Raw genomic sequence first — 23801 nt, forward strand, 5'->3', positions numbered from 1 at the left:
ACTCAGGGAGCCTGATATGATGAGCGAACCGGTGTTTTGGCTTGCTGACCTTGTAGGACAAGCGCAATATTATCAGCACATAAACGCATCATCGTTTTTCTCGTTTCGACACTCGCACTTCCAATATGAGGGAGAACCGTGACGTTAGGTAATGTTGTTAACGGATGAGATGGGCTGACAGGCTCCTCCCTAAATACATCCAGACCAGCGCCGGCAATTTTTCCTGTCGTGACTGCCTCATATAAAGCATCCTCATCCACAGTTTGTCCTCTTGATACGTTTATAAAATAAGCAGAGTTCTTCATCAGATCAAATGCCTTTTCATTAAACATGTCTTTCGTTTCCGGGGTTAACGGCGTCAGGCAGACGATGAAATCAGACTGCGTGAGCAAGTCCTCAAAAGCCGCATAGGTCACGCCGAGCTGTGCTTCTGCCTCTGGCTTTCTTGACCGGTTATGATACAGCACCTTCATGTCAAAGCCTGCTGCCCTCTTGGCAAGCGCTGTTCCGATGCTGCCCATGCCGACAATTCCGAGAGTTTTGTGGTGAACATCAGCTCCTGCAAGAAGAAGCGGTCCCCAGCCTGTCCAATTTCCGTCCTTCACCCAATCACTCGCCTCGACAATCCGTCTCGCTGATGCCATCAGAAGAGCAAAGGCTAAATCAGCCGTGGATTCTGTTAGTACATCAGGCGTATGACAAATGGTGATATTGCGCTTTTTAGCCGCTTCAACATCAATATTGTCATAACCCACAGCAAGGTTTGCGATCACCTTAACATGTGGAGCCTTTGATAAAAGGGCTTCATCTACTTGATCTGACAGCATGGTGAGAAGCGCATCCGCTTTCGCTGCTTCTTTCTCTAATTCTTCCCGTGGACATGACTCATCCTCGCTCGGCCACATCTCGATATGAGCGACTTCTTTTAGTGGTGTAAGTGATGCTTCATCCAGCTTTCTTGTGATATAGACATAAGGTTTCGTCAAGAAGAACACTCCTTTGATTAATTTCTTTAAGCATAACGAAAAACGCCTCAAGAGAAAAGAGACGTTTCATCTGTTCACGAAAACTTCAAATCAGTGGACCTGTGATCCAGCCAACAGGTGGAATAAGGCTCCCGCCGCTTCGCATGGCACTCATTTCTTGAAAGACCTTTAGAAAGTATTCATAGCGATTCGCATCATTTAAGACGTAATCTAGCCGTTCTTCATAATATGATTTTTCAGTTTCTCCTGACATATAGTAACCTTCCACAATTTCAAAATAATGAAGCGGAAACAACAAGCGACTGTATAACAAACGCTTAGAAAAAGAAGATAGTGGTGTCACCTGCTCATATTGCTGAAGAAAGGAAAAGCCCTCTTCAATTAAATCTTCCTTATGCTGGACAAAGGTTTCTCTTAAGTATTCGGCGATATCCCGGGTTGGATGATCAAAGACCCAATCTACAGGTAAACGCAGCGGCTGCTCAAGCGGCCATGTTCTCCGCGAAAAACGCTGGTGGCAGACAGTGCCTGAGTCACATTCTTTCGGTTCATCATCCAGCTCAGTATCCACTAAATATTGAATGGCGTTTTCCGTTAATCCAAGATAATACGGAAAGGATTCGATGAATTTTTTTTCAAACCGTTCTAGTGGTTTTTGGTGCATTTGCTGCATCCAAAAGCCTTCAATCTGATCTAACCGTTTTGCCCATAATTCCTTCCAGGCTCCCACACGTTTTGTTTCAGACACCTCATATGGAAATCCTCTTCCCCTGACATGAAAGGCCGCCAGCTCTGATGCCTGTTGAAACGAGCGGCTTGATATCGGCGGGGCTGCCTTTAATAAAGCATACAGCTCCTTTCCATGAGTAAAGGTGGGTTTCTCTTCATTTGTTAATTCAAACACAGCGACGTATGGGTCTCCGGCATTCAGTAAATACTGACTGATATGAAACAGCTCTGTGAGTTCTTCTTCTCGCAAATGAGACACAGGAACAATGATAAAGAGAGCCTCCGACGTTTGAAAGCTCTGATAACTGCCGTATGGCATAAGTTGACGCACATCAATACCAAATGTGTGATAAATGGTTTCTTTCATGTTTTCACCTGCGTTCATAAGATCAATCTCTTATCATATCGTAGTCGCAGGTTGAGGGATTTATGAATACTATTTACTATCCGAAGCTTTCTACACGTTGTGGACAAATTACGAGGATTGGGTGAGGAATATATGCCGCATCATCACGAGATGAACGAAGTAGAAAAAACAGCAAGACGCCGTTTACAAGAACGAGGCGTATCCATTCAAGATATAGCAGACCTTGTCTACTTTTTACAGGAAAAATATCATCCTGGCTTAGACATGACAGAATGCATCCACAATGTGGAGCGTGTCATCGCAAAACGAGAAGTCCAAAATGCGATATTAACAGGCATTGAACTAGACGTACTAGCCGAGCAAAAAAAACTGACCGAGCCGCTTCAGTCTATTCTAGAAACAGACGAAAGCCTGTACGGTGTTGATGAAATTTTATCGTTTGCTATCGTTAATATTTATGGTTCGATCGGCTTTACGAATTACGGATATATCGATAAAGAAAAACCAGGAATTCTCGGGAGACTCAACGATAAATCCACAGGAGAATGCCACACCTTTTTAGATGACATTGTCGGCGCCATTGCGGCAGCAGCATCAAGCAGGTTGGCACATAGTGTGAGAAATGTGGAATAAAGCAAAAAAGAGGACGCGCGCGTAACGCTTGTCCTCTTTTTTTATGATAATCGTTCAATCCACTCAGATAATGAATCAATGACATAGGTTGGCTGTTTATCATAGTTCTGAAGCAGCTCTTTTGTTGTCACGCCTGTATGAACAAGCAATGTGTCCATTCCTGCATTCATTCCTGCCATAATATCCGTATCATAGTTATCACCTACCATGAGCGTCTCAGACACATCGGTCCCGAGCACCCGCATGGCTTGTTCCATGATGATGGATTCTGGCTTTCCGATAAATGTTGGCTGGACTGTCGTGGTGACGGTCAATACAGATGTTAATGAGCCGTTACCTGGCAGAAGCCCTCTTTCTGTTGGAATGGCAATGTCTCCATTTGTTGAGACAAATTGTGCGCCTTGACGGATAGCAATCGCACCTACTGCGAATTTTTCATATGTCATGCTGCGATCAATTCCAACCACAACGAAATCAGCATCCTCCTGACCAAATGTAAGCCCTTTTTCTTCAATGGCCTGCTTGATTCCTTCTTCACCGATGACGTAAACAGACGCGTCTTTCTTTTGTTCAGCAATATAATTGGCTGTTGCCATACTTGTTGTAAAGACTTGTTCTTCAGTTGCTGGGATATCGAATGAAACAAGTTTTTCCGCTACCTGCTTTGGCGTGCGTGACGAGTTATTCGTGACAAACAAGTAGGGAATATTTAGTTCATTTAACTTTTGAACAAATTGACCAGCTTCTTCGATCTTTTCTGTTCCTTTATACATTGTTCCGTCTAAATCAATTAAGTAGCCTTTGTATTTCATGATGCTCACAACTCCAATGGATTATTTAAACGCTGATACTGGGCCAAGCTCCTGCTCTAAGTAGGTACGGATGCGGTTTGGGAAAACCTGTAGTGCATGCTCAACCTCGCTGATCACCTGCAGCAAGTCGTGATGAACCACTTCTTGGTATTGCTGTACAAGTGTTTTGCGGCACGAGACAAGCTTTTTCAGCTGACTGCCTTCCTCTTCGGGTACAACCTTTTCATCGACAAGAATATCCATGATGTCATCATAGCTTCCTGGATCACGCATAATAAAGCCATCAATCATGTCATTTCCCGTATCAAGAATACATTCGACGAGCAAATGAACAATTCGTTCCAGCGCTTTTTTCTCTAGTGGACTTGTCCATGTTTGATGGCTCTGCATCAACTCATATTGCTCCTCGAAAAAACGTAATGTCTCTTCAATTTTTTTTCTGTCTACGAAATACATCATGACGCTCCCCTTTGCGTTATTTTCTGATTCGTTTTAAGACAAAATAGGCACAGCCAAAATTACAGTATTCATAAATGTATTCATCGAGTGTGCTGATTTTTGTATCAAATGTGGCCTTTTGGTTTTGGTCATCAAAGAACCCTTTCAATCTCAGCTGATTGTAGCCCCAGTCCCCCACAATATAATCATACTTATTTAAGATATCTGAGTACCTTGCTTTAAACGCTTCTTCATCAAAACCGTCTTTAATGTCTCTTACAAGATCAAAAGTAGCATTCTGAATGACGATCATCTTCTCACCTCTTTTTAAACGATCCATCTTTAATGATAATTCATTGGAAGAACTCCATCAATTGCTAAAGCATGTTTTTTCCGATTTAGCCGAAGCTAAAGAAAAAAGGAGGTCACATTTATGAAGAAACAACTGACAGCCGCGATTCTCCTCAGCATGCTTTTAGGCGGGTGCGGCTTTCAATCAGGTATGAACCGGCAAGTGGATGAAGATTCTTCAAGTAAAACCATCCGACTGTCGGATCGTCATGAAGGAAATAATTCCAACATGCCAGAAGCAGACACAAACAGAGCAGGGTATGTTCGTTATCAGCGCCAGCAAGTAACGGATCAGAAAGAAAGAACACCTGCTTTAAATCGCGAGCATCTTGCCCATGTCATTACAAGTTTAACTGTGCAACTGCCAAACATCAAAGATGCAGCCACACTTGTGACAGATGAGGATGCACTGATTGTGTATCGAACAGGAAACAAAAACCGGGATGAATCTGCCGATCAAGTAAAGAAAACGGCGGTTTCTGTTCTCCCTCGTTATTATCATGTATACGTCTCTGATAATCCAGAGCACTTTCAATCCATTGCCAATTTTTCACGTCTTCAAACCAATTCACGTGATTTTGATCAAATCTTAACGAAAACCATTCAACAAATGAAATATTCCCCTCAAGGTGGAGATATTTCTACGAAAGAAGATGCAAATGGGATGACGAATTCCGACCGTACCATGAGAAGAAACGCCCCTTACGGCCAAAATTAATACGAGAAAAAACGCCAGAGATCTCTGGCGTTTTCTTTGTTATGCTTGCGCCTGACGCTTTTTAGACGCTTCGTTTACTTGTTCATCTGCATGGTAGGAAGAGCGCACAAGCGGTCCCGCTTCACAATGGCTAAAGCCTTTTGCCATCGCAATTTCTTTCAGCTCTGCAAACTCATCCGGATGATAGTATTTTTGCACTTTTAGATGTTTTTTCGAAGGCTGTAAATACTGACCAATCGCCATAATATCGACGTTGTTAGCAAGAAGATCATCCATCACTTCAATGATTTCTTCCTTCGTTTCACCGAGTCCAATCATAATGCTTGATTTCGTTGGAATGTCAGGCTGCATTTCTTTTGCACGGCGCAAGAATTCTAATGAACGATCATATGTAGCACGCGCACGAACCCTTGGCGTTAATCTACGAACGGTTTCAATATTGTGATTTAAAATGTCAGGACGTGTGTCCATTAACGTCTTCAAGTTATCGTAATTGCCGCCCATATCTGAAGGGAGAACTTCAATTGTCGTAAATGGGCTTTTTCTTCTAATGGCACGAACAGTTTCAGCAAACACACCTGCTCCGCCATCCTTTTGGTCATCCCTTGCAACCGCTGTTATCACAGCATGTTTTAAGTTCATTAACGCGACTGAATCTGCCACACGTTCTGGCTCTTGCAGGTCAAGCTCAGTTGGAAGTCCAGTTTTCACCGCACAGAAACGGCATGCGCGCGTACAAACAGATCCAAGAATCATAAATGTTGCGGTTCTTCTCACTGCCCAGCATTCGTGAATATTCGGACATTTTGCTTCCTCACAAACGGTATTCAGGTTGTTTTCCCGCATCATTTTTTTCAAACCGGTATAGTTTTCATTCGTATTCAGCTTAATTTTAAGCCAGTCCGGTTTTCTTACGTGCTCTTCCTTCTTTGCCAATTCCATCATCTCCATATGAATTCGTTAAAGGTGCATCTACAAAAATCTTCCTGCTATATACGATGGATGCAGCTAAGAAGCTGCAAAAAATTGAATCTTCGGCCTAAAGCCTTTTCTTTAGACACTTTAACATAGTACAGATTGAACAACAAGGGAATGAGCTGCAAAAATACCCAAAAGCCTCCTAAAAAAATCAGAAGAAAATTACTAACATTTTCTTCTTATGAAATAGGGTGATCTAACCACACTAAACGGTAGAAGACGATGCTTAATGAAAGGAGATGGACGTTTGTGAAAGTGGTTTTAGCCATCATAATCGCTCTTTCAATGCTTCCTTTACCTGTTCATGCACAAGGGGAAGGCAAGCAGCCAGATGTACTAAAGCAGCGAATGGCACTATACGAAAAAGTCGCCATCACGACACAAGTTCCATGGTATGTACTTGCTGCGGTTGATCAGTATGAGCACAATATTCGAAAAAGCAGAAGAGATTTACCGAAACAAAAAGGCGTCATTGGCATCTACATTCCCCGGGAAATGTGGATCGGTCCTGAAAACCCGAATAAGCAGGATACCTCTCCTTTAAGCATTAAAGTGTTTGATGGAATTGGACTTGATGGAAACGGGGATGGAAAAGCAAGCAGCGATGACGATGAGGATGTATTATTCACGTTTGCTCAATACTTGCTTCATTACGGCAACAGCATTGATCAATTAAAAATTGCTTTATGGGACTATTATGGACGAGATCAAACCGTTGGAATCATTTCATCTTTTATGAAGCTATATCAGCACTATGGCCATCTTGACCTCGGAAAGCACGCTTTCCCTCTTCCGGTTGGAGCTGACTACAGCTACCGGAGTACATGGGGAGATGCAAGAGGATTTGGAGGCAGGCGAATTCATGAGGGTACGGATTTATTTGCCCATTATGGACTTCCCGTTCGTGCGACATCGTATGGTGTGATTGAAATGAAAGGCTGGAACCGCTTTGGCGGCTGGCGGATTGGTATTCGAGATATTCATAACCATTATCATTACTTCGCTCATTTAAATGGCTTTGCAAAAGGACTCAAAACAGGTCAAATTGTTGAACCTGGACAGGTCATTGGATCTGTCGGTAGCTCCGGTTATGGCCCCCCAGGCACAGCAGGAAAATTTCCGCCGCATCTTCACTATGGGATGTATAAAGACAACGGCAGAACTGAATGGTCTTTTGATCCGTACCCTCATTTAAGGGCATGGGAGAGAGCTGAGCGGAAACGCAAATAGAAAACAGCCCAATCATTCCTTGGGCTGTTATTCTTTCTTCTCCTTTTTCTCTGGGAGAACAATCGGTGGAGCGCCTGAGTTCGTTCCGCTCCCATTGTAATAATCTGGTACGTCTCCTTGAACGGCTTGGATAGAGACGGGAACTGAATTTTTGACCACGATTGTTTCAGATGCAAACGGGATGATAACCCTCACCTTGACCTCAATTAGAACACTAATATCAATCAAGGCATTGTTGATACCATAAGGCTTAATATTTTTTTCAACGTCCGTATGCGGGTCACCAATGACACTGAAGCGGACAGGCACTTTTGGTCCTAGATTAGCGATAAGTGCATTTCCGGATGCTTGCCCAAGCGGAATGTTATATATAATGCCGTCATGTCCATCTGTTTGATCCTTTAATGCTTCTTTTGCCTCTTTTTGAAAGTTCCCCTTTTCAATGTCCTCTAAATTTTTTTGAAGATGACGTGACAGGTCAGCCATTGCTTTCGATGTTGCTTGCGCATTAAAATCGATGGTCGTTACTTTTCCGTTCTCACTTGTATTCATGACCACCATATCCTTCATATTCTCCTGATCTTCTGCAAAGTCTTGGACGGAATATTGAATCAGATGATTGGCGATACGCTCTGTTTCTAATTCAGCAATATGAATAAGGGTTGGTTTAATGGAACGGTTAATAAAAAATAGACTGATGACGGTTGAGAGCACAAAGAATAAGATCGCAAGCAGCATGACGTATCGAAATGGCAAAGGGCCCTTTTTATAGGGGCGATAGCGGCGGTTCATTCTCAATAAAAAATCCCCCCTTCTCCATTACAAGTGTATGCAGACAGGCGGGGGGATAGGAATCATCTCTCCATTTTATTTCACCATTTTTAACAAGGCGTCTCTTCCAATGGTTCCAGCTGTAATGCCTAATGCTTCTGCAGCGTATGTCACAGATTCTAAAGGGGCATCAAGCAATTGCTCTATCGTTCTCACACCAACTGCTCTCCCTGCGATAATGCCTCTATCTGCAAGCTTTTCATTTAAGAGCCCGACATCCAGTGCACCGCACATAATATACCCATGTTCATTTGTCACTGCCATAAAATTCGTCTTCGGCAGTTTGACGGTGACGGCTGTAAAGGAATGTCCATCAATAGTAATAGGTGTTAAATTCACCAAATCCCTTCACTCCTCTCATCACAATCTATGTGACAAGAGGGCGAGTGTTGTTAGGCTAAAGCGGATTTCATGTGGCTTCCTTCAGACGCCAAGCAAGGACATCACGTAAAAATTCCGGCATGAAATATTCAATGTGTTCATGGTCACGGATATGAGGAAATAGAGAGCCTAATGTATACATATCGACTGTGCCAATCGTATAGAAAGCGTCTTTATTGATCAATTGATCATGCACAAAAACATCCTTCACCCGTTTGGTTTCGCCTTCTTCTACTGTATAAGTAAGGCCGCTATACAGCATTTTCCCCATCAGTTCCCCTCTAAAGCCAAAGCCCTTGATGCGCAGCTGTTCCATTTTTTCTTCACATGCACGCCGAACGGTTTCGATGAGCTGTTGACCGGTAAGCGTCACACGAATAGGGTTAATGGGATGTGGGCAGATTCGGTGGACTTCTTCTCTTGTCACAATTCCTGCTTCTAATGAATCCAGCACCATTCCTGCATTCATCATGCCAATATCTGCTCCGCACCAATCTTTAATGGCATCTGTTAAGAGCTGCGGAAGCGGAGATGCATCAAACCACTTCGTTTCTAATTTTGACTCAATCTCTGTTACTTTTTCCTGCATGAGGGCTTTCGCTCTTCTCTCTGCTTGTTGTAAGGTAGTGATCGCTTCATCTGATTCACTGATCAGCTGATCCACTGACTGCACCGTTGCTTTTTTCTCGATTAACTCTTTGCTTGCTGTATCAATGGTCAGCTCGACACAGCCAATATAATGCCCATACTTTTCAGCGCATGCAAGCAGCACTCCATTGTCCATTTCACCCTGTTCTAACAAGTGATGCGTATGTGAACCTAGAATCATATCGATGTCAGGAAAATCACGGGCAACCTCCCGATCATGGAGAATACCTAGATGGGATAAGAGCACAATGACATCCGCTTGTCCCTTCACTTCCTGCAACATGTCCCTTATGCTGTCAAACGGATCTGTAATCTCCCAGCCTAGCTTTTCATAGACAGGTGTATACGCAATGGTCACACCTAAGAGACATATTTTCAGTCCATTTTCCATTTGGATCATATGATAAGGCTTTGCCCACGATGGCCTTTTGCCTTTCTCAAATAAATTAGACAGGACCACTGGAAATTGTGCATGCTCGTACAATTGATCGAGCTGATCATGAGGCAGCGTAATGCCTTCATTATTCCCAATCGTGACCCCATCATAGCCAAGTTGATTGAGAAGCTTGACGTTTACCTTTCCATAATCAGCTTCTGACACAAGGTTCACCCTGTCCATATGGTCGCCAATATCAAACAAGAGCATCTGATCGTGAATTTGACGCTTTTCCTTAATATAAGCTGCGATTTTTGGCCAGTTCTCAAAGTGACTGTGCAAGTCGTTTGTATGATATATCCATAGCTTCTGCAGCATGTTGATCTCTCCCTCAAGTTGTCACTGAACCGTCTCATTCAGGTTGAAAGCCGCAGCTCTCATTTAACTAAATAAATCTAACTGCTTCGGAGAAAGGCTCGAATACGTAATATCCAGCAAATCAATCATCTGCTGACCATTCGCCGCTGCATCTCCGCCGGAGTTATTATTAAACACGACATAGACATCTTTTGATTGCTGATGTAGAATGTCGAGTTTCTTTTTCCACTCTTTTAATTCAGCTTCATTATATAAATATAAGTATCGCACTTCTCGCCAATTTTCATGATCTGCTGGCTGAAGCCAGCCCTGTTTATTTCTCCCGTGAAAACGAACCAATGTTTTATCACGGTGCGTAGCTTGTATGACGGGCGGAATGGAGCCTTCTCCCACTTGCGGCTCATCACAAACAGAATGAATCCATCCTTCTTTTTCCATAAAGGACAAGGTCTGCTCATAAAATTCATCTGAGAACCATGTGCGGTTACGGAACTCGAGGGCACATGGAATGTCACCCATCTTCTCTTTGCACCATCTTAAATAAAGGACGTGCTCTTTTTTGCAATCAAACCATGGTGGAAATTGAAACAGAACCATGGCTAGTTTCCCTTCACGAATCAGCGGAGTCAATGAAAGAATAAATGCGTCAAACATCTCTTCCTTTGAAGCAAACGGAATTTCGCCTCTCTGATGACCGGTCATCCCTTGATATGCCTTTACAACAAATTGAAAGGTATCTGGCGTATCCTTGATCCACTTTTCATGATTACGTTCAGGCTGAACGGCATAAAAGCTGGCATCCAGTTCCACAATGGGAAACGTAGACGAATAGTGAAACAGCTTTTGCGCGCTGCCGATTTTCGGCGGATAAAGACTGTCATGGTCACCCCAGCCAGTTAATCCGATATAAATCATGTTTCTCACCTCTTGCCACTTTCATATATAGACGGCTTCCTCACATGAAAGCCTTTTTCTCTTGTCATACCCATCTTTCTAAAAGAAATTCTTCTGTCTACAACATATCATATTTGCCGGTAATTCTGAATGAAGATGACTAATGGTGCGTGATTTTATCATGAGTTCTGTTTGTTTGTCATGTTAGTTGACAATATTCTATCTAAAATGATGTGAACTGATAACATACTATATATCAGAGAAATAAACAGTGATTGTCCATTTATTGATTCATCTTCACCAAGAGCTTTAGTTTTCAATAAAGGAGACTTAGTGGATATGAACTTAGACGATAACCAATTTGAAACATTGCAAAAAATCGCTGAAAGGATTCGCCACCCTGTCTATTTGTGTAACCAGCATGGGCGTCTTCTCTGCAACTCGCACATCACCAGCACGAGCCCAGATTGGAATCGCATTCTCCCCTTTTTCCAAAGCAGGACACCCCATTATTTTTCGATAATAGATACGAAGCAAACCTATTCTGTTTTTTCGATCGATCTAAACGCACAAACATGTGAGTATGTGGTCATCCCATCGTTCTTTCTTCCGCTTGATGAAACACTGCAAGTCATCATTGAACAAGCAGTACACGGTATTTCGATTGCGCGAATGAGGCAATATACTGCCCAGCAAACGGCCAAGCGTGCCAGAAACGAAGGGTTTCGCAGATGGATAGAGGGTGCATCGTCTTCTCAGCGAGACGATGCACACATTGCGAAATCATTTGGATTAAATGTAGATAGCAGCTATCTATGTATGATCTGTCAGCTTGATCCGTATCATGAGAACACTCATTTTTTAGAGCAGCAACTGATGATAGAACAAGTCGTTGATCTGCTCGACAGCGCACTTCCACACTCTCCTTTCCCTTCCTTTTTATTCGTCAAAGGGGATATGGTCATTGTATTAATGGAAGAGACGGGCAATTGGTCAGAGATGAGTGAAAAACTTCTTTCTTTTTTGAAACAAATGCAGATACTCGTTAGCATACAAGTGAATCACACCATTTCCTTTGGCGCGAGCTTGACTAGTTGTCGCATTACCCATCTGTCTGAGGGCTACAGTGAAGCATTAGAAGCGCTTCAAGCCGGGCATCTCTCGGCACAGTCCGAATATATTCAGTTCTACCAAGCAAAGGATGTGCCAGATTTATTAAAGCTTATTCCAAGAAAGGATTTAGTCACGTTTCACCAGATGCACCTTCACCCGTTATATGAAGCTGGTCAAAACCTCCTCCACACCATATCTGTCTATTTAGAAACGCATTGCCACATTTCAGAAACAGCGAAACGTTTGTCTATTCATCGCAACACGGTCATTTATCGATTGGAAAAGTGTGAAGAGCTGCTTCGAATCAGCTTAAAAGACCCTGAAGCCACATTAAGGCTGCGTTTAGCATTACGTATTCAAATGCTTCTTTCCCCCCATCCTGATTGAATGTTTTCTTCCGAAGCTTCATATAGTTTGGAGGAGAAAAGTGATACAAGAGGAGGGATAATCAATGGATGATGAGCTGCGTCACATCCCGCAGCCAATTCGAGAGGATGGTGCAGGTGCAACCGATATAGGCCCGCGGGACGTCCTTCGAGATATCGAGAACCCGGATATGCTTGTTCCACCTAAAACAGATGCCGGAACCATTCCCAACTTAAAATTTTCATATTCCGATACACATATGCATTTGAATCATGGCGGCTGGTCAAGAGAAATTACGAAGCGAGAGCTACCTGTTTCCACAACGATTGCAGGTGTCAACATGCGGCTGACTCGGGGCGGAGTGCGAGAGCTTCATTGGCACAAGCAGGCTGAATGGGCGTATATGATTTTAGGGAAAGCCCGCATCACCTCTGTAGATGCAGAAGGGCGAAATATGATCGCTGATGTAGCAGAAGGAGATTTATGGTATTTCCCCCCAGGTATTCCGCACTCCATTCAAGGACTTGAGAACGGGTGTGAATTTCTTTTAGTCTTTGATGATGGTGCTTTTTCTGAATTTGATACGTTCACCATCACAGACTGGTTTGCCCATACACCGAAACACATTCTCTCCGAAAATTTTGGCGTTCCTGAGAAGCTGTTTGACCATATTCCGAATAAACAGCGCTACATGTTTCAAGGCTCTTCGCCAGCATCATTAGAAAGCCAAGCGGTATCTGATCCATACGGAAGCATCGAGCCGCCATTTACGTACCAGCTGCTTCGCCAAAAACCGCTGACGACCTCTGGGGGAACTGTCCGTATTGTCGATTCACGAAACTTCCCTGTTTCAAAAACCATTGCAGCTGCGCTTGTTGAAGTAAAGCCTGGCGGCATGAGAGAAATGCATTGGCACCCTAATAATGATGAGTGGCAATACTATTTAACCGGTACAGCCAAAATGACGGTCTTTGGAGCCGGGGGCACTGCCCGCACCTTTAATTACAGAGCAGGTGATGTTGGATATGTTCCCTTTGGTATGGGACATTACATCCAAAATACCGGTCAAACGAGCCTTTGGTTTTTAGAAATGTTTAAAAGTGATCGCTTTGCAGATATTTCGTTGAATCAGTGGATGGCCTTAACTCCTCATCAATTAGTGAAAGAGCATTTGCATGTAGATGATGCCATGATTCGTGCGCTTCATAAAGAAAAATCACCTGTCGTGACATATAAAAGGTCATGAACATAAAAAAACCGATCCATCTGTGCTGATCGGTTTTTTGATAATTGAATTTTAGGAAATCGCAGAACGCTGCTGCACTTTTTTCCCCCACAGGATGGATGCAATGAAGCTTATGCACAGCACGAATGTACCGAACATAAAAGGAAACTCGATATTCACATCAAATAAAATCCCCGCAAGACTCGGTCCAACAATATTGGCAAGGCTCATAAAAGATGTATTGAGACCGCCTGCTACTCCTTGCTGATTACCTGCCATTTTCGACAGCAATGTGTTGAGGGCTGGACGAACAAATGATGTCGCCGACAAAAATAAAATAGAGCCTGCGAAAATCAGCCAAAAGGATGGCGCACCCCGGCAGACGATGAGCATCAAAGCCGCTCCAAGCAGTGCATAACGTACGACGGACATTTCACCAAATCGTTTCACAAAAGCATTCACCAACGCACCTTGGACAAGCACGCCAGCAAGGCCCGCAACCGTAATCACAAACGCAATATCTTTCGGTGTAAATCCATGTTTTTGGTCTACATATAAGCCGAAAATCGATTCAAAGTGAATGATGCCAAAATTGAGGACAAACGCCAATATAAACAAAAAACCGTAGGATGTCTTTAAAGCTTGCATCATTTGTACAAACGGGTTGAAACGAATGTCTTTGTTTAGCCGCGCTTCTTCCTGCTTTTCTTTTGTTAATGTTTCAGGTAAGAACAGGATGGACAATAGGGTAGAAAGAGCGGCAAAGGAACCTGCGATGAGAAAAGGAAAAGCAATCCCATACTCCACCAAATAGCCGCCTACGCCAGGTCCAATGACAAAGCCTAACGTCATCGCAGCACTAAATAGCCCCATTCCTTTCCCTCGATCCTTCTCACTTGTGATATCAGCGATGTATGCAAACATGGCTGGCATGAGTAAAGCTCCGGCAGCACCGCCTAAAAATCGAGACACAAACAGCATCCAAAGCTGATCAGCAAATGCAAAAATAAACTGGGCAATTGTAAAGCCTGCGATCCCAGCAATGATCAATTTTCTACGTCCAAATCGATCGGTCAGTGCGCCTGCGACCGGTGATAAAGCAAATTGCGTAAGACCTGTTGCAGCGACAAGAAAACCGAGTGTTTTTCCTGTTGCGCCAAAAGCTTCAATGTAACTTGGCATGACAGGGACAATAAGGCCAAAGCCAAGCATGGCAATAAAAATATTGAGCATTAAAATATATAATCTGCCCATTTTCTTCATATCAAAAAACCTCTTTCTGCTAAATAAATGAAAATGATGACAAAAATGATCAGAACTTCTTCAGTATAGCGATATCACTATCTATAAGTCTAGTTTTTCAAAATTTAGTTTTCTTTTCCAAATAAAAAAATACCCGCAAATAGCGAGTATTCTTATGACATTATTCACCTTGTTCATAGATAGAAAGAGCCGCCTGAAGCCCTGCGCCGCAATGGATGGATGCACCGTGTTTGATTAGAATTGCTTCTAGCCCTGCTAACACAAAGAGCACATTTTCTTTTCTGCAACTATAGCCCATTGTGCCAATTCTCCATATACGTCCAGCTAGCGGTCCAAAGGAGCTGGCAATTTCAATGCCAAAATGCTTAAGCAGATCGGAACGTACCGCCTCTCCATCTATACCACTTGGAATCTCAATACATGTCACAACTGGCATTTTACAATGTGGATCACCGAACAATTCAAGTCCCATCGCTTCAAGGCCTTTCATCAAGGCTTTCTCGTGATATGCATGCCTTTTGAAACGCTCAGACAGACCTTCTTCCAGCACAACACGAACCCCTTCACGAAGTGCATAGAGCATCGTTGTCGCTTCTGTATGATGATTTAATCGCCTAGGGCTCCAATAATCCTGAAGTTGGCTAAGGTCAAAGTAATTGCTTTTAATTGGAGAAATATCCATTTGCTCCTGCAATTCATCCTGTGTCGCAATTCCCTTTTCCACTTTCTTTCTCGATTCAACGACTGCTGCCACTCGGTCATTATACGTGATAGGGGACATACCTGATGGAACCGACAAGCACTTCTGCGTACCGCCAATCGCTGCATCAATCTTCCATTCGTCCACTTTTACCTGAGTCCCGCCAATGGTTGCTACAGCGTCTACAATGAACAACGCATCCAGTTCTCGGCACGCTTCACCAATTTGCTCAAGCGGCTGCAATCGTCCGGTAGATGTTTCACCATGGACCATCGCAACGATTTTAGGCCTCACCTGTTTCATTTCCTGAATGATATCACTAGGGTCAAAAACCGTTCCCCATTCACATTCCATTGTATGTACATCAGCCCCATAACGCTGTCCTATTTCAATGAGAAGATGACCGAACCGGCCAAAGACAGGCACAAGCATCGAATCACCCGGCTCAATGACACTAGCTAGCACAGCTTCTAGCCCTGAACGAGATGTGCCGTCAATCGGAAAAGCCCATTCATTTTCTGTTTGGAAAAGGGATCGCAATAAGGTCATCGTCTCATTCATGATCTGTGTAAATGCTGGATCAAATTGACCGAGAATAGGCGTACTCATTACACGGAGCACCCTTGGATCTACTTCAACAGGTCCTGGTGTCATAATTGTTCTTGAAGGTATTTGCAGTTCTTTCACGTTATCCATCCTTTCCCTTGCTGTCATCCTATATGCCCACTTATACCGTAATGCTGGTAAAATAGCAATCTCTTTTCCTACGAATTCATTACATAAAATTTACGATAAATCCATTTATTTCTTTCTAACAATATGATAGAAATAAAGAGAATACATTCCCTATCAAGGAGGAAATCGAATGAAGAGAACCGTATTTGGAACTGTGGCTGCCGGTATCATGATATTCGGTACGTTAGCCGCTCCGCTACCGCAAGCTGCGAATGCTCAAAGCTTTACTCTGAATGAACCGAGCCAAACGATCTCATTTTCCCCGTTACAGCTTCAAAACGAAACATCTGCACAACAAGCGAAAACTACCGCTTCAAGTCAAATCGATTCCTATTATCAATCTGCTAATGGCAAATCAGGACCCGCTCTAAAGAAAGCTTTACACGATATTATTGATGATCATAAGCAGCTATCCTACAGCCAAGTTTGGGATGCCTTAAAGAAAACGGATGAAGACCCAAAAAATCCAAACAACGTGCTCTTACTCTATAGCGGCGTCTCTCGCTCAAAGCAATCAAATGGCGGTAATGTTGGCCAGTGGAACCGGGAGCATGTGTGGGCTAAGTCACACGGCAATTTCGGGACAAGCCAAGGCCCAGGTACAGATCTCCATCATCTGCGGGCAACAGACGTACAAACGAATAGCACTCGTGGAAATTTAGATTTTGATATGGGCGGAAATGAATACAAGGGAGCACCAGGCAATTTCTACGATAGCGACTCATTCGAACCTCATAGCCGAGTGAAAGGGGATGTGGCAAGAATGCTCTTTTATATGGCGGTACGATACGAAGGCGATGACCGCTTTCCTGATTTAGAATTAAACGACAAAGTGAATAACGGCAGCGCCCCTCTTCACGGTAAAATGTCCGTACTTCTCAAGTGGCACAAACAAGACCCTGTCGATCAAATCGAACGGAACCGCAACGAGATCATTTATCAAAACTACCAGAACAACCGCAATCCCTTTATCGATCACCCAGAATGGGCAAGTGAGATTTGGGAATAAAAAGAAAGGCACTGCTATGAACAGGCAGTGCCTTTCTTTTTATCAAGCGGACAGACAAGACAATAATCGAGACTCTCCGATTTTTTCTCGAGCTTATAATACATACAGCAAGTCTTTCGATTGGATGTTTCTAGTAAACTGTCATCTAAGTTTAAGCTGTGATGAAATGGATTTTGTTTTGCTCCGAATACATCACCCGCTGCTTGCTTCAGATACAGATAGTCCTCTCGCACGCGCTGCTTCACCGCAAGGTCTTCAGCCTCCCGCATCATGCTACGATAAAGAGAATTGATACGAACTGCTACATTCTCCCACAAAATGGTGTATGGAAGTCTTGACGTGCGCTTCAGTACATCTAAAAGAGGTGTAACACACTCCGTAAACAGCGCATGTACAACCTGCTCTCTCCATTCATTCCGATCTCCTTCTAATGGAACAAACGAACAAAATGACTCGTCAATTTCGATTTTCCGATCCTCTCTAAAGACACATGCTTCTGGTGGAAACTGATAGACACCGTCATACAGCGTCATCATGTACAAAGAGGAACTGACCGCTAAGTAGGCATAACGCTTTGAAAACATCGACGCTGCTACAGCTACATTCGGTGCATGCATCGCTTCTTTTTCAGCCTCTAATAAACGCAGGACAGATGCTTCTGAAAAAAGCGCAGCAAGTGTGCGATCAGATGTCATTGGTCCATTTGTGATGTGTACGCCGAAATCAAGTAATTCTCTCTCCACCCACTCTGGCCTCATATCAAAACCTCCATCTTTTGTTTATCGATTTCTCTGCTGGTATAACAAATAAATAAAGAACGGTGCCCCAATTGCAGCGGTGAATACACCTGCTGGTACATCTAATGGTAGAAAAGCCGTTCTAGCGACTAAATCTGCGAGCATCACGAGAATACTCCCAACAAGCGCAGATGCCGGGACCAGCGCAATGAAGGAACGGCCGATGATCATCCGTGCAACATGCGGCGCCATCAGTCCAACAAATTCAATACCGCCAGCAAAGGCAACGGCAATCCCCGCCAATGTCACACTCATCAGTAGAAAGAATAGCCTTTTTGCCTGCACTTTCACCCCAAGCCCTGTGGCAAGATCATCCCCAAGCTCCTTCACATTCATCGTTCTTGCTAACACCATGACAATCGGTAAAATGATCATGATCCAAGGAAGCATCGACATGACGTCCTTCATCGTAGAACCATATAAACTGCCTGTCAGCCAAATATATGATTTTGTCGTCGTCATCGTATCACTAAGAACTAGAGTAAACGTCACACACGCCTTCATGATGGCAGAAATCCCGATGCCCATGAGGACAAGTGTGATCGGCTTCACCCCTTTTTTCCATGAAAGCAAATAAATCAGACACGAGACAGCAAAAGCCCCTGCAATCGCCCATAGCGATTGATACGCAATAGGTACAGTGCCCATCCAAAAAACAATAAACATAATCGCACCGAACGAAGCACCACTCGTAATCCCAATGATGTCAGGCGATGCAAGCGGATTGCGGATTAATCCTTGCAAAATAAGCCCTGATACCGCAAGCGCGGCCCCCACTAAGACAGCCAGCAATGTTCTTGGGATTCTCAGTGTATTGAGCACGAAGGTATTTCCCTCTCCTTGACCGATTAAATGAAGAAGCACATCCATAGGCGAAATAAACCGGCTACCCATACAGAGACTGAGAATAAATAATCCAAAAGCAATGGCCGTCAATAAAAGTAAAATCAAAAACGTCCGCTTTGAAAATTGAAATGAAATGCGCCCACCCTTTGAACGCACTGTATATGTTTTAGCCACCTGTCTTCAACCCCTTGCGCACGAGATAAACAAATAGAGGCGCTCCTGCTACCGCCGTCATGACACCAATCGGTACTTCCTGCGGCATGATCAGAAAACGAGCCGCAAGGTCTGCGACAAGTAAAAGAGACGCCCCCACTACGGCACAATAAGGCAGTACCCAGCGGTGGTCAGGTCCGACAAGCTTTTTCACAATATGCGGCACTAGAAAACCAACAAATCCAATCGATCCTGCGACAGCGACGGAGCCACCCGCTAAAAAGACGACGAGAACTCCCATCGTGATTTTCAGCACCAGCGTACGTTGACCAAGTCCCTTCGCAATATCATCTCCTGACAAAAGGACATTGATGGAGCGTCCAAGAAGCAGCGCCACAACTGTCGCACCTAAAATATAAGGCAAAACAGGGAGCAGCATATCAATGCTTCTTCCAGACACTGAACCCGCCATCCAGAACAGAATGCTTTGAATTGATTGTTCATTTACAATCAAAAGACCTTGTGTAAAGGACGCAAACAGTGCAGATATCGCCGCACCTGCAAGGACAATTTTGACCGGTGTCAATCCATCTCTTCCAATGGAGCCCAAAAGAAAAACAAGCATCCCTGCAATTGCCGCACCTAAAAAGGCTGTCCACATATAGCCTGTTAATGACTCTGTTGAAAAGAAGACAATTGAAATGACGATAAAAAATAGTCCACCTGCATTAATTCCTAACAAATCTGGCGCCGCAAGCGGATTTCTCGTTAATGCCTGCATCAATGCACCTGAGATGGCTAGACTTGATCCAACAACCGTTGCAATTAAAGCTCTTGATAATCTGGATGTCATGACAATGACACTGTTTGGATCCGATTCATCAAAATGAAGAAACGCATGGATGGTGGCTTTGAGGGAAATCGAGGTTTGCCCAAGAGAAATGCTGAGCATAAAAAAGACCAACATCAATACGACGAATCCAGCAAAAAGCAGCGCCTTGCTCGAATCTTTTTTTAATAAACTTCTCATCTGATTCCCGCTTTCAATCTGTTATGGAAAAAGGAGAAAATGGTTTTTCACATTTTCTCCTCTGTTATCCTTATTTATCAATTCCGAGACGATCATAAATATCATCAAGCATCATGTTTGCAGCGATAATACCGCCACCCATGTTCCAAGTGATTTCATCCACTTTATGCACTTGTTTCGCTTTCACTGCGTCAAGCTGCTTCCATAAAGGATGACTCGTCCACTCTTTATATGCTTTTTCAACCGCTTTATCCTGATCATCCATGAAGTAATAGATCACATCTGCATCCATTTGCGGAATGCTTTCTTTGTCTGTCAGTGTAATGATGTCTTGCTTTTTATCTTTGACATTCTTAGGTCCTTCAAAGCCTAGCTCTGTTAAAATGGACCCTGCGAATCCAGTTTGATAGATTCTAGCATGATCTGCACGGAAGTTCACCACAGACACACTCATTGGCCAGTTTTTGATATCTTTTTTCGCTTTTTCTTTGAAGTCAGCGACACGGTCATCCCACTTCGTTAGCAATTCTTTTGATTTATCTTGCTGATTTAAAGCATCACCCATTAATTTCACTGTATCTTTAAATGTGAATACGGTTTCTGTTGCAACCGTTGGAGCGATTTCTTTCAGCTGATCAAAAATTTGCTCGTGGCGGATTTTTGATGCAATGATCAAATCTGGGTTCAGTTTTTCAATTTCCTCTAAGTTTGGCTGTGTTTCTTGCCCAACAATTTTGACATCCTTTAAGTCATCTCTTAAATATTTATACGTAGGTGCTTCTAGCCATGATTCAACAACACCCACTGGTTTAATGCCCATCGCGACTGCTGCATCGGTTGCTCCTTGGTACAGCGTCACCACACGTTTAGGCGATCCTTTAATTTCAGTTGAACCGATAGCGCTTTCAACGGTTCTTGTTTTTTCTTTACTATCTGACTTGCCTTCACTGCTATTGCTGCCACAAGCTGCAAGTAAAACGATGGAGAGCACAACTAATAGCGACCAAAAAGATTTTTTGAACATGTACCTCACCTATCCATTCTATATGTAGTCATATCATTTGATAACGATTCTCATTATCACACTATGATTTTATCATAGAAAAGGATGGTGTCAATGTAAATTTTTAAGAAAAAGGGAGAGAGTTGACTAGTTGTCATACTAAATAGAACGACTCCACATTTGGACCGTCTTGCCGATTTGTTTTCCCGCTTCGAGTAACACCGACAAATGGGTATGTCCATCCAGCACTTCATAGACTGATTGTTGCTTGATCTCTTCATGTGGCAGTTCATGATAGGCAGAAATTTTTTCTATATCATACAGCTCATCCTCGCTGCCTACTAACATCGCATAGGGCTGATCAATCATCGCAAATTGCTTTTTAGGTGCGGACGGGGTTAAAGCAAGGGATAGATTGACAGTGATGGCCGTCAATAAAAGCGGATCCTGCTCAACTACCCATGTTGGATAATGAAAACGAACGGCTTCAGAATGACCCATCAGCCTTCCTTTTGTCATGGCAGACAAAACGAATTTCCATACTTGAACGGTCGCAAAAGGAATTTGATCGGGCCTTGCAGTGTCTGATTGATAACCAAATTCAGGTGCAATAAAAAAGTAACCGTCTACCTCTCTTTTTTTCGGCCAAGATAAGTAGTTTAGCAGTAATCCCGCTCCAGAAGAATGCCCGCAAAGATAAACAGCTCCTTGACGCTGCTGTTTGACCGTATCCACAAACTGCGAAATATCTTGCCACACATCTGTGACACTAGGTGTATCACCCTTTTTTCCTTCCGAATGGCCGTGACCTCTTAAATCGATTAAAAACGTATTCACTTCAAAATCATGCTGAAGCGTATAGGCGATATGCTCGTAACCAGCTAAACTATGAGCACCACCGCCATGAATCAAGATGACATTGGCCTGCGTTTTCTCTTCTGATAAAAATGGATAATACGCAAGGCTTGTACCATCATGTGATGAAATGAATTGTCTTTCTGGAATATGTACAGGGGCTGCCTGCTGCATACTTGCAAATGAGAATGGTTCGGTCTTGGTGTCTTTCAATTGTTTTCGCTCCTTCTAACAGAAATGAGAATGGCCAGCTGTGCTAGTCATTCTCATTCCTATATCTTATTCATTGCATTCTTTCAAAGGGAAGGTATTACTTTCAATAATCGCGACAATTTGGTTTAACGCTTTTTTTGCTTCTGGTATAGGGAAAACAGGAAACACATGATTCATTTTAGGATATTCTATATAGTTTATTGGAACCCCCTGCTTATCTGCTATCTCTTTGAATTTACGGGCATCTGGAAGGAAGAATTCGTGAGTGCCTATAAAAACAGAAATTCGTCCCAGTGCTTTGATCTCCCCGTAGATTGGACTGACTAAGTGGTGTGTTTCATCCATGTCACCAGCATATCTTTTTCCTGCTTCAATTAATAAGGCTAGATTGAGCATTGGTTCTTTTGGAACCATAGCAGCGATATCTGGGTTGCTTAATGTAACATCTAGCCATGGTGATAAAAGAATGATATTCCATGGCTGCGGCAAGCCCTTTTTTGCCAAGTATTGAGCAAAAGCTAACGATAAACCTCCACCAGCAGAATCACCCATGATGACGATATTTTCAGGTGTTCCTTTCTCTAAAAGAGCTTGGTACACAGGAAGGACACTCTCGATCGCATCCATATACTGATAGTTCGGTGCTTTTGGATAAACCGGCACATACACCGTACTATTTAATTGCTTCGTTAATCGATCTAAAAAACGCCAATGCCAAGTCAAAGGCTGTTCAATATAGCCACCACCGTGTATAAACAACACCTGATGGTCATCCGGCTGGACATTTGATTTCAACATATACGTATCGACTGGAAACGAGTGATTTTTAGTGATTTTGTACTTATTCTTAATTTTTTCAGGCAATTCATAAGGTAATTCATTTGCCCTTCTTCTTTCTTCTAGATAATCATTTACATTGAGTTTCTTTTTCGTCAAAACAAGCAGCTTTTCTACTAAAAAACTTTGAATGCTTCGCATATGATCGACCCCTGTTCATAGAATCATGATGACCAATGTCGATGGAAAGATAAGGCTTCTAAAGCATACCATATGAAGATGTACATCAGGAAAAAACCTTTTTATCCAACTGATCATTCACCATAACAAACAGTTATTCATTAATGAACAACTGTTTGTTTACTGTTACTCATATTCTACTTTTTAGATGCATGTCAATCAATTGTCATTCTGACCCTAACCGTTCATTAATAGACAGATAACGACTGAGTGTTCATCTCGTCAATGTCCAGACATGAAAAAAGACGAACGTCCATCGTTCGTCTTCTTCCCTCACTTCACTTCTTCATGCTCCTGAACCGCATGTCGTTTACTAGCGATAAAGAGAGCAACGGTCATGGCTAAAATGGTCAGCGCCCACCAGAAGGTCGATACAGCCTCTTTATGATCGATGATAATCAAACGGATGACGGCTGTGATGCCAATATAAATAAAATAGCGAAGTGGAAAATGAAAGTTTGATTTAAAGTACTTAATAATTAAGGCAATAAACTCAAAGTACATAAAGAAGATCAGCAGCTCACCAAGCATTTCATAATAGCTTTCTCCTTTGTTGACAACATTCTTGTAGACGAATTGGACAATATACCAAGTCTCACTAATTAAGAGGACACTTAAAGCAATTGCCAGAAAGAATAGACAAATATTCAGAAGACCTTGCAAGAGATCGGGTACCTTTTGGAAGTTGTTGAATCGTTTCATTAGATTGTCTCTCCATTCCATGTT

At 42.9% G+C, this 23801-nt stretch carries 25 protein-coding genes; 6 read left to right on the forward strand and 19 right to left on the reverse strand.

Annotated elements, in window-relative coordinates; all coding sequences use genetic code 11:
• Positions 1-2 precede the first annotated feature (2 nt).
• Positions 3-986: a D-glycerate dehydrogenase gene (locus tag MKX52_RS14600; RefSeq protein WP_342490920.1), complete on the reverse strand. Its 984-nt coding sequence runs from the start codon at positions 984-986 to the stop codon at positions 3-5.
• Positions 987-1071: 85 nt separating this feature from the next.
• Positions 1072-2100 carry a spore coat putative kinase YutH gene (gene yutH, locus MKX52_RS14605; RefSeq protein ID WP_342490921.1) on the reverse strand — a complete coding sequence of 343 codons (1029 nt, stop codon included), beginning with the start codon at positions 2098-2100 and terminating at the stop codon, positions 1072-1074.
• 114 nt (positions 2101-2214) lie between these two features.
• Between yutH and MKX52_RS14610 the strand changes: the two genes are divergently transcribed.
• Complete coding sequence (locus MKX52_RS14610; RefSeq protein ID WP_088001737.1) at positions 2215-2715, forward strand: phosphatidylglycerophosphatase A; 501 nt, start codon at positions 2215-2217, stop codon at positions 2713-2715.
• A 41-nt stretch (positions 2716-2756) separates the two neighbouring features.
• On the opposite strand, the gene MKX52_RS14615 is transcribed toward MKX52_RS14610, so the two are convergent.
• Genes MKX52_RS14615 through MKX52_RS14625 form a run of 3 tightly spaced genes read right to left on the reverse strand, consistent with a single transcriptional unit; the run spans position 2757 to position 4278 of the window.
• Positions 2757-3530, reverse strand: a complete 774-nt coding sequence (locus MKX52_RS14615; protein ID WP_088001779.1) for a TIGR01457 family HAD-type hydrolase — start codon at positions 3528-3530, stop codon at positions 2757-2759.
• Positions 3531-3548: 18 nt separating this feature from the next.
• Positions 3549-3983, reverse strand: coding sequence for a DUF86 domain-containing protein (locus tag MKX52_RS14620; protein WP_012011153.1), 435 nt, complete (start codon positions 3981-3983; stop codon positions 3549-3551).
• Between the two features lie 19 nt (positions 3984-4002).
• Complete coding sequence (locus MKX52_RS14625; protein ID WP_003213192.1) at positions 4003-4278, reverse strand: YutD family protein; 276 nt, start codon at positions 4276-4278, stop codon at positions 4003-4005.
• A 120-nt stretch (positions 4279-4398) separates the two neighbouring features.
• Between MKX52_RS14625 and MKX52_RS14630 the strand changes: the two genes are divergently transcribed.
• Entirely contained in the window at positions 4399-5034 is a 636-nt protein-coding gene (locus tag MKX52_RS14630) for a YhcN/YlaJ family sporulation lipoprotein (protein ID WP_034659879.1), read from the forward strand.
• 39 nt (positions 5035-5073) lie between these two features.
• Here MKX52_RS14630 and lipA read toward each other — a convergent pair whose 3' ends face one another.
• Positions 5074-5970 carry a lipoyl synthase gene (gene lipA / locus MKX52_RS14635; protein ID WP_012011155.1) on the reverse strand — a complete coding sequence of 299 codons (897 nt, stop codon included), beginning with the start codon at positions 5968-5970 and terminating at the stop codon, positions 5074-5076.
• 327 nt (positions 5971-6297) lie between these two features.
• Here lipA and MKX52_RS14640 point away from each other — a divergent pair, with 327 nt between their 5' ends.
• Positions 6298-7242: a M23 family metallopeptidase gene (locus MKX52_RS14640; RefSeq protein WP_240389071.1), complete on the forward strand. Its 945-nt coding sequence runs from the start codon at positions 6298-6300 to the stop codon at positions 7240-7242.
• Between the two features lie 27 nt (positions 7243-7269).
• On the opposite strand, the gene yunB is transcribed toward MKX52_RS14640, so the two are convergent.
• The 4 genes from yunB to MKX52_RS14660 form a co-directional block, all read right to left on the reverse strand.
• A complete protein-coding gene (gene yunB / locus MKX52_RS14645) occupies positions 7270-8040 on the reverse strand; it encodes a sporulation protein YunB (RefSeq protein ID WP_088001745.1) in 771 nt (256 codons plus the stop codon).
• Positions 8041-8109: 69 nt separating this feature from the next.
• Entirely contained in the window at positions 8110-8415 is a 306-nt protein-coding gene (locus tag MKX52_RS14650; RefSeq protein WP_012011159.1) for a DUF1805 domain-containing protein, read from the reverse strand.
• A 67-nt stretch (positions 8416-8482) separates the two neighbouring features.
• Positions 8483-9856 (reverse strand): bifunctional UDP-sugar hydrolase/5'-nucleotidase, encoded by a 1374-nt coding sequence (locus tag MKX52_RS14655; protein ID WP_342490922.1) that lies wholly within the window; start codon positions 9854-9856, stop codon positions 8483-8485.
• 63 nt (positions 9857-9919) lie between these two features.
• On the reverse strand, positions 9920-10771 hold the full coding sequence (locus MKX52_RS14660) for a DUF72 domain-containing protein (protein ID WP_342490923.1): 852 nt from the start codon (positions 10769-10771) through the stop codon (positions 9920-9922).
• Positions 10772-11089: 318 nt separating this feature from the next.
• On the opposite strand from MKX52_RS14660, the gene MKX52_RS14665 reads away from it, so the two are divergent.
• Together MKX52_RS14665 and MKX52_RS14670 are read left to right on the forward strand one after the other, a co-directional pair.
• Complete coding sequence (locus MKX52_RS14665; RefSeq protein ID WP_342490924.1) at positions 11090-12250, forward strand: helix-turn-helix domain-containing protein; 1161 nt, start codon at positions 11090-11092, stop codon at positions 12248-12250.
• A 64-nt stretch (positions 12251-12314) separates the two neighbouring features.
• Entirely contained in the window at positions 12315-13475 is a 1161-nt protein-coding gene (locus MKX52_RS14670) for an oxalate decarboxylase family bicupin (protein ID WP_144468380.1), read from the forward strand.
• Positions 13476-13526: 51 nt separating this feature from the next.
• On the opposite strand, the gene MKX52_RS14675 is transcribed toward MKX52_RS14670, so the two are convergent.
• Positions 13527-14717, reverse strand: coding sequence for an MFS transporter (locus MKX52_RS14675; RefSeq protein WP_342490925.1), 1191 nt, complete (start codon positions 14715-14717; stop codon positions 13527-13529).
• Positions 14718-14877: 160 nt separating this feature from the next.
• Positions 14878-16113, reverse strand: a complete 1236-nt coding sequence (locus MKX52_RS14680) for an alanine--glyoxylate aminotransferase family protein (protein WP_041816324.1) — start codon at positions 16111-16113, stop codon at positions 14878-14880.
• A gap of 169 nt (positions 16114-16282) precedes the next feature.
• Here MKX52_RS14680 and MKX52_RS14685 point away from each other — a divergent pair, with 169 nt between their 5' ends.
• The gene (locus MKX52_RS14685) at positions 16283-17161 is read left to right on the forward strand and encodes an endonuclease (RefSeq protein ID WP_342490926.1); all 879 of its coding nucleotides are present in this window, start codon (positions 16283-16285) and stop codon (positions 17159-17161) included.
• A gap of 14 nt (positions 17162-17175) precedes the next feature.
• On the opposite strand, the gene MKX52_RS14690 is transcribed toward MKX52_RS14685, so the two are convergent.
• The 7 genes from MKX52_RS14690 to psiE form a co-directional block, all read right to left on the reverse strand.
• The gene (locus MKX52_RS14690) at positions 17176-17919 is read right to left on the reverse strand and encodes an IucA/IucC family C-terminal-domain containing protein (RefSeq protein ID WP_342490927.1); all 744 of its coding nucleotides are present in this window, start codon (positions 17917-17919) and stop codon (positions 17176-17178) included.
• Between the two features lie 21 nt (positions 17920-17940).
• Positions 17941-18978, reverse strand: coding sequence for an iron ABC transporter permease (locus MKX52_RS14695; RefSeq protein WP_119125324.1), 1038 nt, complete (start codon positions 18976-18978; stop codon positions 17941-17943).
• Positions 18971-19987, reverse strand: coding sequence for an iron ABC transporter permease (locus MKX52_RS14700; protein ID WP_060597251.1), 1017 nt, complete (start codon positions 19985-19987; stop codon positions 18971-18973). Before MKX52_RS14700 ends, MKX52_RS14695 begins: the two co-directional genes overlap by 8 nt.
• Before the next feature lie 70 nt (positions 19988-20057).
• Positions 20058-21011 (reverse strand): iron-siderophore ABC transporter substrate-binding protein, encoded by a 954-nt coding sequence (locus MKX52_RS14705; protein ID WP_342490928.1) that lies wholly within the window; start codon positions 21009-21011, stop codon positions 20058-20060.
• Positions 21012-21149: 138 nt separating this feature from the next.
• Positions 21150-22058, reverse strand: coding sequence for an alpha/beta fold hydrolase (locus MKX52_RS14710; protein WP_342490929.1), 909 nt, complete (start codon positions 22056-22058; stop codon positions 21150-21152).
• A 66-nt stretch (positions 22059-22124) separates the two neighbouring features.
• Complete coding sequence (locus MKX52_RS14715) at positions 22125-23036, reverse strand: alpha/beta hydrolase (protein WP_342490930.1); 912 nt, start codon at positions 23034-23036, stop codon at positions 22125-22127.
• 312 nt (positions 23037-23348) lie between these two features.
• Complete coding sequence (psiE, locus tag MKX52_RS14720; RefSeq protein WP_012011173.1) at positions 23349-23777, reverse strand: phosphate-starvation-inducible protein PsiE; 429 nt, start codon at positions 23775-23777, stop codon at positions 23349-23351.
• Positions 23778-23801 lie beyond the last annotated feature (24 nt).

The sequence above is a fragment of the Bacillus sp. FSL R5-0422 genome (genome assembly GCF_038610765.1).
GTDB lineage: Bacteria > Bacillota > Bacilli > Bacillales > Bacillaceae > Bacillus > Bacillus pumilus_O.

Excerpts from the sequence above, each read along its gene's own strand:
- MKX52_RS14640 (WP_240389071.1), top strand. The coding sequence starts at position 6,298 with ATGCTTCCTTTACCTGTTCATGCACAAGGGGAAGGCAAGCAGCCAGAT.
- MKX52_RS14690 (WP_342490927.1), bottom strand. The coding sequence starts at position 17,919 with ATGAGGCCAGAGTGGGTGGAGAGAGAATTACTTGATTTCGGCGTACAC.
- MKX52_RS14670 (WP_144468380.1), top strand. The coding sequence starts at position 12,315 with ATGGATGATGAGCTGCGTCACATCCCGCAGCCAATTCGAGAGGATGGT.
- MKX52_RS14625 (WP_003213192.1), bottom strand. The coding sequence starts at position 4,278 with ATGATCGTCATTCAGAATGCTACTTTTGATCTTGTAAGAGACATTAAA.
- MKX52_RS14715 (WP_342490930.1), bottom strand. The coding sequence starts at position 23,036 with ATGCGAAGCATTCAAAGTTTTTTAGTAGAAAAGCTGCTTGTTTTGACG.
- MKX52_RS14700 (WP_060597251.1), bottom strand. The coding sequence starts at position 19,987 with ATGAGAAGTTTATTAAAAAAAGATTCGAGCAAGGCGCTGCTTTTTGCT.
- MKX52_RS14680 (WP_041816324.1), bottom strand. The coding sequence starts at position 16,113 with ATGGATAACGTGAAAGAACTGCAAATACCTTCAAGAACAATTATGACA.
- MKX52_RS14675 (WP_342490925.1), bottom strand. The coding sequence starts at position 14,717 with ATGAAGAAAATGGGCAGATTATATATTTTAATGCTCAATATTTTTATT.
- MKX52_RS14665 (WP_342490924.1), top strand. The coding sequence starts at position 11,090 with ATGAACTTAGACGATAACCAATTTGAAACATTGCAAAAAATCGCTGAA.
- psiE (WP_012011173.1), bottom strand. The coding sequence starts at position 23,777 with ATGAAACGATTCAACAACTTCCAAAAGGTACCCGATCTCTTGCAAGGT.
- yutH (WP_342490921.1), bottom strand. The coding sequence starts at position 2,100 with ATGAACGCAGGTGAAAACATGAAAGAAACCATTTATCACACATTTGGT.
- MKX52_RS14705 (WP_342490928.1), bottom strand. The coding sequence starts at position 21,011 with ATGTTCAAAAAATCTTTTTGGTCGCTATTAGTTGTGCTCTCCATCGTT.
- MKX52_RS14655 (WP_342490922.1), bottom strand. The coding sequence starts at position 9,856 with ATGCTGCAGAAGCTATGGATATATCATACAAACGACTTGCACAGTCAC.
- MKX52_RS14630 (WP_034659879.1), top strand. The coding sequence starts at position 4,399 with ATGAAGAAACAACTGACAGCCGCGATTCTCCTCAGCATGCTTTTAGGC.
- MKX52_RS14660 (WP_342490923.1), bottom strand. The coding sequence starts at position 10,771 with ATGATTTATATCGGATTAACTGGCTGGGGTGACCATGACAGTCTTTAT.
- MKX52_RS14620 (WP_012011153.1), bottom strand. The coding sequence starts at position 3,983 with ATGTATTTCGTAGACAGAAAAAAAATTGAAGAGACATTACGTTTTTTC.
- MKX52_RS14685 (WP_342490926.1), top strand. The coding sequence starts at position 16,283 with ATGAAGAGAACCGTATTTGGAACTGTGGCTGCCGGTATCATGATATTC.
- MKX52_RS14610 (WP_088001737.1), top strand. The coding sequence starts at position 2,215 with ATGCCGCATCATCACGAGATGAACGAAGTAGAAAAAACAGCAAGACGC.